Here is a 12,346-nt window from a genome sequence, read left to right on the forward strand (position 1 = left end):
TTCCTAATTAGATCTCTTCAAAGAAAAATGACCTTTAAAAACAGGATGTGTATTGTCAATTTTTAAGGCGTACCAATAATCAGAAGCGGGTAGAGGTGTTTTGTTGAAAGTGCCGTCCCAACTCATTTGAGAGCCTTTTAATTGTGCTATAAGTTTTCCATACCGATCAAAAATAGTTATTTCTGCCTGAGGATAATTTTCCATTCCGGCAACTTCCCAGACATCATTAAAAGAGTCATTATTTGGAGTAAAAAATTCAGGAAAAACCAGAACAACAAAATTTAAGGTATCGCCTCCACAGCCATTTTTGCCTTGAGCAAAAGCAGTTCTTAAACCTGCAGGAATATCATAGAATACATTAGAATCCTGAAAATTTAACCCATCAACTGAATATTCATAATAATCAGCATCGTTGGCAAGATAAATAGTAGCTGTTGTACCGTTTACTGTAACTCGTTTAATTACTGGAATTAAATGTTCGTCAACAATAATCGTTTTTCTACTGGTACAATTTTCGGGAGCAGGACTTGTAACGTCAACGGTGTACGTTCCGCTGGCTGTAACGGTGATTATTTGTGCGGTTTCACCAGTGCTCCATTTATAGGTCATTCCGGCAATTCCTGCATCAAGATTAACTTTTTGATACTGACATAAGATTGCAGTTTCATCAGTAACGGCAGGAGGTGTATAGATTACAATGTTAATTGGTGTTCGGGTGGTATTAATGCAAGTGCCATTTGAGGCCTGTGCATAATAAGTAATATTGTTCGAAATGGCAGGCGTTGCAAAACTATTTCCTGTATAAACACTATTTCCTCCGGTAGAAGATGTAAACCAACTGATTGTGCCCATATTTGAATTGGCTTCGAGAGTTACACTTCCAGGTCCGCAATTATAGACTGTTGAAGATACTGCAACCGGTGTTGAAGGCGTAATGTTTACAGTTGCCACAACCGATTTTCTGTTCGATTCGCAACCGGCATCAACATAATAAGTTGTGGTGGTAGTTAGAGTAGGAGTTGTATAAGTGTTTCCTGTCCCTAATAAATTTCCTCCAACAGCAGCATCGTACCAACTAATGGTTGAGCCAGCTGTCGCTGTAGTGCTAAATGTAAAACTTCCGGAATCACACACAGGACTCGGATTTGCGGCAGGTGTTGCAACGGGAATTGTAATTTTGGTACTCGCAGCGATTTCTAAAGTCAATTCGCCAGGCATTCCGCCATATTCTACAACATATCCTTTGGGCTGATAATTACCGTTTGTATCTCCGGTATTAGATAAATCATTCCAGGATCCTTTTATTCCAACTCCGGGTTGGGTAATATGTGCATATTTTTCATTTCCACCCTGATTATTTGGTTCTCCGTTGTTCCAGAAAGCAAAATTTGGTGTAGATCCGTTTGCAGTTCCATTCCAGAAAATTGTTCCGGCTTCAGGTCCTGTAACCCATTTCCAGACACCTTCCGTTTCGGCATCGCTTCCGCCAATCCAGCCCGTTCCTGAAGCTTGTTCGCCAATCAGTTTAGCTTCATCAGCAGATAAAATAGTGGCGAGATAACCTTGTAATCCGTAATAATCACTGGCTTCGGCAGCAGCTTTTGCCGCGGTCCATGAAATGCCAATGCTGGGAATAAATAAATAATAATGTTGAGTCGATGGAAGATAATTGGCATTACCAATCGTGATAGAAAAAGTTTTGGTTCCGGAAGCGGCAGCCGAAGAATTAGAGAATACCACATCTTTGATAGCAGATTCTAAATCAGAATACAAAACATTGCCGCCTGTTGCGCTTGATATTTTTAATTTTCCGGCAGTAGCATCCCAACTCGTCGTGATTGAAGGATGTGCTGCAACGTTTGAAAGAGCTAATTGATCTAAACCACTTGAATAGCCCGAAGAGATTTGAACATAACCGGCTTCGGTTCCTGTTTCTAATGGATCATGGGTAATTAAAATACTGGTAACAACATTAATACTGGTTTGTGGACAGTACAATTGATCTCCGGTAGCTTTGATTACCGGAGGAATGATAGCAAGACTTAAATTTGAGCTCTTTTTTGTATTTGATTTAATAGTGTCATTTGACAATGTAATTAGATTTATGTTTAAGGATCTAATTTTTTCAAATGAATAAGTCTTATTAAAGCTTAAAACAAAAAATATTATGATTATTTTTAAGAAATTGATACTTTTCATTTTATAAAAGTATCAATTTTATAATAGCAAAAAAATATATTTAAATTTCTAACATTTAAGCCTTAAATCTTCACTAAAATAACATTTTATGAGCGTAAATTCTTCTTTTAAATAGTGTTTGGCCAATTTAGTTTTTGAAATAAATCCCACACTACAATTCCTGCACTTACAGCAATGTTTAAGGAATGTTTGGTTCCTAATTGAGGAATCTCGATACAGCCATCACAAATGGCAACTGCTTCCTGAGCAACGCCATAAACCTCATTACCAAAAACAAGAGCATATTTTTGATTTTTCTCGACTTTAAAATCCTGAAGAAAAACAGAACTTTCGACTTGTTCGATAGCCATTGTTATTACGTTTTTCTTTTTAAGATTTTCAATAACTTCCAATACATTTTCATGATGTTCCCAGGCTACAGTTTCAGTAGCGCCAAGAGCGGTTTTATGAATTTCTTTATTTGGAGGAGTAGCTGTAATACCGCACAAGATTATTTTTTCGACCAAAAAAGCATCAGAAGTTCTAAATACAGATCCGATATTGTGTAGGCTGCGAATGTCGTCTAACACTATTATAAGAGGGGTTTTGTCTGATTTTTTAAAATCTTCAATCGATTTTCTGTCCAGTTCGCTATTTTCGAGTTTTCTCATTGGTGTTGTATTCAGGTCATAAAAAAAGCTTCCAAAGATAAGGAAGCTTTTTCGATTTATTTTATTTTGTTTTTCAGATTAGCTTTTAACAGGATCTGGTAAAACTGTACCTTTAATAGTAAGTACTTTTGTTGGTTGTCCTTCAGCATTAGAAGTTACAGTAACCGTTTTTGTAAAAGTACCAACTCTGTCAGTAGCATATTTTACACCAATAATACCTTTAGCACCCGGAGCGATTGGCTCTTTTGGAGTTGTTGGTACAGTACAACCACAAGATCCTTGTGTATTTGTAATGATTAATGGCTTAGTTCCGTTGTTTACAAAAACGAATTCACGTTTTCCATCAGCATTGTGAGCGATAGTTCCGTAATCGATAGTTTCTGTTTCGAAAGCCATTCCAGCTCCTTCAACTTTAGCAACCTTAGCAGCTTTAGCTGTTGTTTTTTTAGCTTGAGCGTTAGAAGCAGTAATTCCAACCACAGCTAACATAGCGAATAAAATTATTTTTTTCATCTTTAGAATCTTTGTTTTAATTATGAACAAATCTATAGAAAAATCTAATATGTTAATATAAAAAAATCTTAAAATATTTTAATTTTTGATCCACTTCGATATTCCTTTAAAATATTATAAATTCGCTGTCTTAATTTTTCATTTAAAACACAATAATTTGGCAGCTAAAGAGAAAGTGGTGAAAGAAACACCCTTAATGAAACAGTACAACGAAATCAAGAGAAAATATCCTGATGCATGTCTGCTTTTTAGAGTGGGTGATTTTTACGAAACCTTTGGAGAAGACGCTATTAGAGCATCAAAAATCCTTGGAATTACCCTGACCAAAAGAGGTGCAGGATCTGAAACCGAGACAGCTTTGGCTGGTTTTCCGCATCATTCTATTAATACTTATTTGCCAAAATTGGTTAAAGCGGGACTTCGTGTAGCGATTTGTGATCAGCTTGAAGATCCTAAAATGACCAAAACTATCGTGAAACGTGGCGTTACTGAACTGGTAACTCCGGGAGTTTCTTTAAATGATGAGGTTTTACAATCAAAAACAAACAACTTTTTAGCATCAGTTTATTTTGCTAATAAAAATATTGGGGTTTCTTTTCTGGACGTTTCAACCGGAGAATTCTTAACGGCTCAGGGAAATGCAGAATATATAGATAAATTATTGCAGAATTTTAACCCAAGCGAAATTCTGGTTCCTAAAAATAATAAAGGAGATTTTAAAGCTTCTTTTGGAGAAGATTTTCATACTTTTTATCTGGAAGACTGGATTTATAAAGAAGATTATGCTTTAGAGACGCTGACAAAACATTTTCAGACCGTTTCTTTAAAAGGTTTTGGAATAGAAGAATTAAAAGAAGGAATTATTGCTTCGGGAGCGATTTTGTATTATTTGTCCGAGACACAGCATAATCGTGTACAGCATATAACCGCGATTCAGCGTATTGCCGAAGATGCTTATGTATGGATGGATCGTTTCACGATTAGAAACTTAGAATTGTATCATAGTTATAATCCAAATGCAGTAACGCTTTTAGATGTTATCGACAGAACGCTTTCGCCAATGGGAGGTCGTTTACTGAAACGTTGGCTGGCTTTACCATTAAAAGATAGTAATAAAATAAAAGGACGTCACGATGTGGTTTCGTATCTGAAATCAAATTCTGAAGTTTTATATAATATCCAGTATCAAATTAAGCAAATTTCAGATTTAGAGCGTTTGATTTCTAAAATCGCTGCGGGGAAAGTTTCACCGAGAGAAATTGTTTATTTAAAAGAATCCCTGGACGCTATTATCCCAATAAAAACTCTGGCATTGGCAAGTCCGCAGGAAGCTGTAAAAGTTATTGGGGATAGTTTGCATGCTTGTGATTTATTGAGAGAGAAGATTAAAACGACTTTAAATCAGGATGCGCCTGTTGCTATTGCAAAAGGAAATGCGATTGCAAGAGGTATTAGTGAAGAGTTAGATGATTTACGTGATATTTCAACTTCTGGGAAAGAATATCTGGAAGGAATCGAAAAAAGAGAATCAGAAAGAACCGGGATTTCTTCTTTAAAAATATCCTTCAATAATGTTTTTGGATATTATATTGAAGTAAGAAATACGCATAAAGATAAAGTACCTACAGAATGGATTCGTAAACAAACTCTTGTAAATGCCGAACGTTATATTACAGAGGAATTAAAAGAATACGAAACAAAAATTCTGGGTGCCGAAGAGAAAATTCATAAAATCGAATCAGAGCTTTTTGAGCAATTAGTAGCCTGGATTGCGACTTACATCAAGCCGGTTCAAATGAATGCTAATTTGATAGCGCAATTAGATTGTTTGTGTTCGTTTACGCAATTGGCTGTTGAGAATAAATACGTTTGTCCTGAAATTGATGAGACTTTCGAACTGGAAATCAAAAACGGTAGGCATCCTGTTATCGAAAAACAATTGCCGGTAGGAACACCTTATATTGCCAACGATGTTTATTTAGACAGAGAAACGCAGCAAATTATTATGATTACCGGTCCCAACATGTCGGGTAAGTCGGCTATTTTAAGACAAACCGCTTTAATTGTATTATTGGCTCAAATGGGAAGTTTTGTTCCGGCTGACAGCGTGAGAATGGGAATTGTAGATAAAATCTTTACCAGAGTAGGAGCGTCGGATAATATCTCGATGGGAGAATCTACTTTTATGGTTGAGATGAATGAAACGGCTTCTATTTTGAATAATATCTCGGATCGTAGTTTGGTGCTGTTGGATGAAATTGGTAGAGGAACCAGTACTTATGACGGAATCTCTATTGCCTGGGCGATTGCTGAATTTTTGCATGAACATCCCGGAAAACCTAAAACTTTGTTTGCGACGCATTATCATGAGTTGAATGAAATGACGGAATCTTTACCGAGAATTCAGAATTATAATGTTGCGGTAAAAGAATTAAAAGATACTGTTCTTTTTATCAGAAAGCTGGTAAAAGGAGGAAGTGCCCATAGTTTTGGAATTCACGTTGCAAAAATGGCGGGAATGCCTCAAATTGTAATTTTGAAAGCGCAAAAGTTATTAAAGAAATTAGAAAAGAATCATTCAAACGAGGCGCTAAACGGAATAAAAGAAGCTAGTGACGAGATGCAAATGAGTTTCTTTAATCTGGATGATCCTTTGTTAGAAGAAATAAAAGAAGAGATCATGAGTCTTGATATAAATGCAATAACGCCAGTAGAAGCATTGATGAAGCTTAACGAGATTAAAAGAATGTTGGTTAAAAAATAATTTCAGATTTAAAGTTTAGGTTATCAGAAAGTTATAAAATAAGCATAATTTTTTTTCAAAAAACGCTTGTGTAATTGAATAAATGTCCTAAATTTGCAGTCGCAATACAGAACAAGTCAAGTATTGTAGTTCTTATAAGAATTTGAAATGCGAAAATAGCTCAGTTGGTAGAGCGCGACCTTGCCAAGGTCGAGGTCGCGGGTTCGAGCCCCGTTTTTCGCTCAACATCATATAATGCTCGGATGGTGAAATTGGTAGACACGCTGGACTTAAAATCCAGTGAACAGCAATGTTCGTGCGGGTTCAAGTCCCGCTCTGAGTACTAAAGCCTCTTCTTTTGAAGAGGCTTTTTTTATTGTGGGAATTTAAAGGTTCTAAGTCTTTGAGTTTCTAAGATTCTGAGATTCTGAGGTCCTGAGTTTTTTTGCGTACTGATTAAAAGTGCTGTTTGTTATTTCGAGGATTTCTTTTCTGAAATGAGAAAAAAAAATCTTTTTTTAAAAAAAAACTTGACATTGAGTTTCGGTACACAAAGCTTTGCGGTCTTCAATTGTGTAACAAAACTTAAATCTTGATGAACTCTGCGAATCCCGATAGCTATCGGGATTGTGTTCTCTGCGGTAAAAAAAAGGAGTGTAAATTTAATATTTCTCCGTAATATTTATGGTTGGTTTTGAGGTTCTAATCAGTCTAAAATCTAAAATTCTAATAAATCTAAAATCAACAATCTAAAATCTAAAATAATAAATGGGTGCTTTCGTAATTAGTAAAAGGTTCAACGACGAGTATAAATTCGTATTTACTTCGAGGAAGGGTAAAGTGATCTTTACGAGTTTGAGTTATGAATTGAAGTTTGAAGGTGAAGAGGATATTGAAAAGTTTAAAGCGAATATAGATCAGGCCAGGTTTTTGAAATTTAAAGGCTCTGGAGGAAAGTATTTCTTTAAGTTGATGTTGGGTGAGGTTCACTTTGCAACAAGTCGTAAATACACTACTGAGTTGCTTTTGCAGAAAGGGATAAAAGAAATTGTGACGTACGGTGCAAGATCTGAAATTTTGGACTTCTCGTCGAGTGAATCGATTTTTGAAGACGAGGTTGTCGAGGAAGAAGTTGAAGAGGAAATTTAGAAATAAAAAAAGCGATCACTAAGTGGTCGCTTTTTTTATTGTTGAGTGATTAATTGGAAAATTAATCATAAAAAAAACCATCTCAAGGATGGTTTTAAAATTTTTAGAACTTAGGTTCTAATTATTTTTTTACTTCTTCTACTTTAGCAGCAGCAGAATCAACTTTAGCAGCAGCAGAATCAACAGTTGCAGCAGCAGAATCAACTACAGCAGCAGCAGAATCAACAGCAACAGCAGTAGAATCTACAGACTCAGTAGCTGCAGCATCAGCTTTTTTACAAGAAACAACAGTTAAAACAGCAACAACAGCTAAACTTAAAAATACTTTTTTCATCTTACTTTATTATAAAAGGTTAATTATTAATTCGTGGCAAAGATATAAATTTTTTAATATGTAAAATATTTTTTTATTTTTTTTTTAAAATATTTTCATTGCTCACGATTATCTTAGTTATCAAATAATATGCCACAATGCCAAAATTATGTTATATTGTTGTATTTTTCGAATAAATTATTTTTTGTTGAATATTCAATAAGAGAATTGGCTGTTTCTATTCTCTTCCTTGCAGTTTATTTTGTTTTTGATTCATTATTTGATAAGCTAAAAAAGCGAAAAAGAGCCTGTTTAAGCTCTTTTATAAATAATAACGACAGTAAATACTATATTGTTTGAATAAATCGCTTAAGAAACGATATTCATAATGGTATTTGTTGCTCCTGTATTATCCTGAATATAAGATTTGCAAATGCTGCTTTTTTCTTCAAAGAAATTATTATCATTAAGCAAACGATCCAGATTTTCTTTCAACTCATTGCTGTTAGAAATTACAATACATCCTTGAAGCGCAACCAATTGAACTGCTTCTGCAAAATTGGAGTAATTTGGGCCAATTACAATCGGGATTCCAAATGTTGCCGGTTCAAGAATATTATGAATTCCCGGATTTCCAAAACCTCCGCCAACATAAGCTATCGTTCCGTAGCTGTAAATTTTAGTCAATAACCCGATTGTATCTATAATAAAGACGTTGTATGTGGATAGGTCTTGATTTTCTTTTTCGGAAAATAATACAGTCGATTTTGTGATTTGACTTTTTAAACTTGCTATTTGATCTGCTTTAATGTTATGTGGAGCAATAATAAATTTTACATGGTCCGGCGCCTGATTAATATATTCCGCTAATAGAGCTTCATCTTTTGGCCAGGAGCTTCCTATAACTATGGTAGGCGAGTTGTTTTTGAAGTTTTCGATAAAATCAAGTGTATTGTCTCTTTCTAAAATAGCATTGACGCGATCGAAACGTGTATCACCGGAAACAATAACATTATGAAATCCTATCGCTTCAATTTTTTGTTTCGAACTTTCATTCTGAACAAAGAAATAGGTAAATGCCTTTAATGCTTTTCGATAAAAACCACCATACCATTTAAAGAACATCTGATTATCTCTGAAAATTCCCGAAATTAAATAAGTAGGTGTTTTGCTTGTTTCCAGTTCTTTTAGGTAGTTGAGCCAAAATTCGTATTTAATAAAAAAGGCTAATTCCGGGTGCACTAATTTCAAAAATTTCTTCGCATTGCTTTTAGTGTCTAACGGAAGGTATACAGTTACATCGGCAACTGTGTTATTTTTACGCACTTCGTAACCTGAGGGCGAGAAAAAAGTAACAATAATTTTGTGGTTTGGATATTTTTCTTTGATTTTTTCGATTACCGGTAAACCTTGCTCGTATTCGCCAAGTGATGCCGAATGAAACCAAATCGTTTTATCTGAGAGTTTTATTTTTTCCTGTAAAATAGAAAAAACATTTTTCCTACCGGCTACAAAAAGTTTAATTTTCGGACTAAAAAGCGCTACAATTTTCAGAAAAAACCCCGCAATAGAAATAACTAAATTATATAGAAAAAGCATCTGTTTATTTTTGTGGCTAAATTACGCTTCTTTCGATTATTTTCATTGGTTTGAAGGTATTAAATAACTATTTTTGTTCCTCCTTTTAGAGATTCTGATTACAAAACAGGTCTTTAATTTTAAAATATATTGAAAATGAAAAAAATTCAAATGGTTGACTTAAAAAGTCAATACGAAAAAATAAAAACTACCGTTGATGCTTCTATTCAGGAAGTTTTAGATACAAATACTTATATAAACGGACCTTTAGTACATCAATTTCAAAAAAATCTTGAAGATTATTTGGGAGCAAAACACGTAATTCCGTGTGCAAACGGGACAGATGCTTTGCAGATTGCTATGATGGGATTAGATTTAAAACCAGGCGATGAGGTAATTACTGCCGATTTTACTTTTGCTGCAACTGTTGAGGTTATTGCGTTGTTGCAACTAACTCCAGTTTTGGTTGATGTTGATATCACGAACATGAACATCGATATCGAAGCTATTAAAAAAGCAATTACGCCAAAAACTAAAGCAATTGTTCCGGTACATTTATTTGGTCGCGCTGCCAATATGGATGCGATTATGGAAATTGCGGCTGAACATAACTTATATGTAATCGAAGATAATGCACAAGCCATTGGAGCTGATTATATTTCGAAATCAGGAACAAAAAGCAAAGTAGGAGTAATTGGTCACGTGGCTGCAACTTCATTCTTTCCATCTAAAAACTTAGGTTGTTATGGAGATGGAGGAGCAATCTTCACAAATGATGATAAATTGGCACACATTATCCGCGGAATTGTAAATCACGGAATGTACGAGCGTTACCATCATGATGTTGTAGGTGTAAATTCACGTTTAGACAGTATTCAGGCTGGAGTTTTAAATGCAAAATTGCCTTTATTAGACGAATATAATGCAGCACGTCGTTTGGCGGCTACAAAATACAATGCAGCTTTTGCCGGAAATGCACATATCATTACGCCGGAATTTGATGCAAACGAAAATGATCACGTTTTCCATCAATATGTATTAAGAATTATCGATGCAGACAGAAATGCTTTATTGCAGCATTTGCAGGATAAGCAAATTCCATGTGCTATTTATTACCCAATTCCTTTGCATTCTCAAAAAGCGTATGTTGATCCTCGTTATAAAGAAGAGCAATTTCCCGTTACCAATCAATTGGTGCAAGAAGTTATTGCTTTACCAATGCATACAGAATTGGATGATGAGCAAATTAAATTTATTACAGATTCTGTTTTAGAATTTTTGAATAAGTAATTATGAGAAGTTTACGTGTTTTAATTTTGACGGTTTTGATTTCGTTTTCGGCTTTTGCTCAAAAATCGAATACAAAAGATGAAACTGCTATTACTAATCAGGTTGAAATTTTGCGTAAAGCAATGATCGATGCTGATGGGACGAAATTAAAAGCATTAACTTCAGATAAATTGACTTATGTTCATTCGAATGGTAATTTTCAAAACCAGGCAGAATTTATAGATGGAATCGTAAGCGGAAAATCTGATTTTGTTACTATTGAGTTTCAGAATCAAACCATATCGATTCAGAATGATGTGGCGATAGTGCGACATGTTTTGTCTGCTCATACCAAAGATGACGGAATCGACAGAGATATTAAAATAGGAATAATGCTTGTTTGGCAAAAGCAAAAACATAACTGGATTTTGATTGCCAGACAAGCTTACAAATTAACTACATAATAAAAACAACCACAAAATGAAAGTATTAGTAACAGGAGGATTAGGATTTATTGGTTCTCACACCGTAGTCGAATTGCAAAATGAAGGCTTTGAAGTAGTGATAATTGATAATCTTTCGAACTCTTCAGAAGATGTTTTAAAAGGAATTACCGCCATTACAGGAAAAACGCCCTTATTCGAAAAATTAGATTTAAGAGAAAAAGCATCGGTTCAGGATTTTTTTAAAAAACACAATGATGTTACCGGAGTAATTCATTTTGCAGCTTCAAAAGCAGTTGGTGAAAGTGTAGAGCAGCCGTTATTATATTATGAAAACAATATTGCTTCGCTAGTTTATTTGCTGCAGGAATTACAGCAAAAACCAGAGGCAAGTTTTATCTTTAGTTCTTCTTGTACAGTTTACGGTCAAGCCGAAAAAATGCCAATTACAGAAGATGCTCCTGTGCAGGCAGCAATGTCTCCTTACGGAAACACAAAGCAAATAGGAGAAGAAATTATTACAGATACTGCTAAGGTTACTAATATTAGCGCCATTTTATTGCGTTATTTTAATCCGGTTGGAGCACATTCAAGTACCGAAATTGGAGAATTACCATTGGGAGTTCCTCAAAATTTAGTGCCTTTTATAACTCAAACAGGTGTTGGTTTACGTAAAGAATTATCTGTTTTTGGAGATGACTATCCAACTCCTGACGGAACTGCAGTTCGTGATTATATTCACGTTGTCGATTTAGCAAAAGCCCACGTTATTGCATTACAGCGTTTATTCAATAAAAAGAATTTACAAAAAGTAGAAACCTTCAATTTAGGAACCGGAAAAGGAAGTTCGGTTCTTGAAGTAATTCATAGTTTCGAAAAAGTAAGCGATAAAAAATTACCATACACAATTAAGCCTCGTCGTGAAGGTGATATTACCGAAGCGTACGCAAACACAGATAAAGCAAATAATGTTTTAGGCTGGAAAGCTGAATTAAGCTTAGACGAAGCCATGGCAAGCGCCTGGAAATGGGAGCAGAAAGTTCGCTCTTAATTTAGTATTCAGTCTCAGTCACGGTTTACAATTGCTGACGATAAAACAAAAAGTCCCAAATAAATTTTATTTGGGACTTTTATTTTAAGTTGTTTTTTTTAAATTTGTAAGATTAAAATGTAGGAATTGTGAGTTTGAAAGAAGAAAGTAAAAAAGACAGTTTTGATTTTGATGCAGAATTTGCCAAAGGATTGACAGTAGAGGAAGCAAAATCGGAATCAATTAAAAGAATCAGAGAATGGTGGGGAAAAGATAAAATTGCAAAACCAGGAATAGATCGCGAGACGTTTGATTTTGATAAGGAGTTTAAAAAAGGTTTAACACCTGAAGAATTTAAGGATGAAATGGCTAAAAGAATAAAAATGTATCCTTGGAAATAATTTTAAAATAAATAATAAACAAAATCCTCATGAATAAATAATTTATGAGGATTTTGTT

Annotated in this window: 11 protein-coding genes and 2 tRNA genes; 8 read left to right on the forward strand and 5 right to left on the reverse strand. The window is 34.7% G+C overall.

What is annotated here, in order from left to right; translation table 11 throughout:
- Positions 1–3: 3 nt before the first annotated feature.
- From LNP81_RS09455 to LNP81_RS09465, 3 genes are all read right to left on the reverse strand, one after another.
- Positions 4–2,091, reverse strand: coding sequence for a T9SS type B sorting domain-containing protein (locus LNP81_RS09455; RefSeq protein WP_230035309.1), 2,088 nt, complete (start codon positions 2,089–2,091; stop codon positions 4–6).
- Positions 2,092–2,306: 215 nt separating this feature from the next.
- Complete coding sequence (locus LNP81_RS09460) at positions 2,307–2,849, reverse strand: RNA methyltransferase (protein WP_230035310.1); 543 nt, start codon at positions 2,847–2,849, stop codon at positions 2,307–2,309.
- A gap of 78 nt (positions 2,850–2,927) precedes the next feature.
- On the reverse strand, positions 2,928–3,362 hold the full coding sequence (locus LNP81_RS09465; protein ID WP_065452097.1) for a DUF1573 domain-containing protein: 435 nt from the start codon (positions 3,360–3,362) through the stop codon (positions 2,928–2,930).
- Between the two features lie 157 nt (positions 3,363–3,519).
- On the opposite strand from LNP81_RS09465, the gene mutS reads away from it, so the two are divergent.
- From mutS to LNP81_RS09485, 4 genes are all read left to right on the forward strand, one after another.
- Positions 3,520–6,126: a DNA mismatch repair protein MutS gene (mutS, locus tag LNP81_RS09470; RefSeq protein WP_230035311.1), complete on the forward strand. Its 2,607-nt coding sequence runs from the start codon at positions 3,520–3,522 to the stop codon at positions 6,124–6,126.
- A gap of 149 nt (positions 6,127–6,275) precedes the next feature.
- Positions 6,276–6,348, forward strand: a tRNA-Gly gene (locus tag LNP81_RS09475).
- A 14-nt stretch (positions 6,349–6,362) separates the two neighbouring features.
- Positions 6,363–6,448: transfer RNA gene (locus LNP81_RS09480), tRNA-Leu, on the forward strand.
- A gap of 425 nt (positions 6,449–6,873) precedes the next feature.
- On the forward strand, positions 6,874–7,254 hold the full coding sequence (locus LNP81_RS09485; RefSeq protein ID WP_230035312.1) for a DUF1508 domain-containing protein: 381 nt from the start codon (positions 6,874–6,876) through the stop codon (positions 7,252–7,254).
- 121 nt (positions 7,255–7,375) lie between these two features.
- On the opposite strand, the gene LNP81_RS09490 is transcribed toward LNP81_RS09485, so the two are convergent.
- Together LNP81_RS09490 and LNP81_RS09495 are read right to left on the reverse strand one after the other, a co-directional pair.
- On the reverse strand, positions 7,376–7,588 hold the full coding sequence (locus LNP81_RS09490; RefSeq protein WP_055095081.1) for a PG1828 family lipoprotein: 213 nt from the start codon (positions 7,586–7,588) through the stop codon (positions 7,376–7,378).
- A gap of 348 nt (positions 7,589–7,936) precedes the next feature.
- Positions 7,937–9,166: a 3-deoxy-D-manno-octulosonic acid transferase gene (locus tag LNP81_RS09495; protein WP_230035313.1), complete on the reverse strand. Its 1,230-nt coding sequence runs from the start codon at positions 9,164–9,166 to the stop codon at positions 7,937–7,939.
- Positions 9,167–9,301: 135 nt separating this feature from the next.
- Here LNP81_RS09495 and LNP81_RS09500 point away from each other — a divergent pair, with 135 nt between their 5' ends.
- From LNP81_RS09500 to LNP81_RS09515, 4 genes are all read left to right on the forward strand, one after another.
- Positions 9,302–10,435: a DegT/DnrJ/EryC1/StrS family aminotransferase gene (locus LNP81_RS09500; RefSeq protein WP_230035315.1), complete on the forward strand. Its 1,134-nt coding sequence runs from the start codon at positions 9,302–9,304 to the stop codon at positions 10,433–10,435.
- A gap of 2 nt (positions 10,436–10,437) precedes the next feature.
- Entirely contained in the window at positions 10,438–10,878 is a 441-nt protein-coding gene (locus tag LNP81_RS09505) for a nuclear transport factor 2 family protein (RefSeq protein WP_230035317.1), read from the forward strand.
- A 16-nt stretch (positions 10,879–10,894) separates the two neighbouring features.
- Positions 10,895–11,908 (forward strand): UDP-glucose 4-epimerase GalE, encoded by a 1,014-nt coding sequence (gene galE, locus LNP81_RS09510; protein ID WP_230035319.1) that lies wholly within the window; start codon positions 10,895–10,897, stop codon positions 11,906–11,908.
- A gap of 128 nt (positions 11,909–12,036) precedes the next feature.
- Positions 12,037–12,288: a hypothetical protein gene (locus LNP81_RS09515; protein WP_230035321.1), complete on the forward strand. Its 252-nt coding sequence runs from the start codon at positions 12,037–12,039 to the stop codon at positions 12,286–12,288.
- Positions 12,289–12,346: the final 58 nt, after the last annotated feature.

Source organism: Flavobacterium piscisymbiosum (assembly GCF_020905295.1).
Classification (GTDB): domain Bacteria; phylum Bacteroidota; class Bacteroidia; order Flavobacteriales; family Flavobacteriaceae; genus Flavobacterium; species Flavobacterium piscisymbiosum.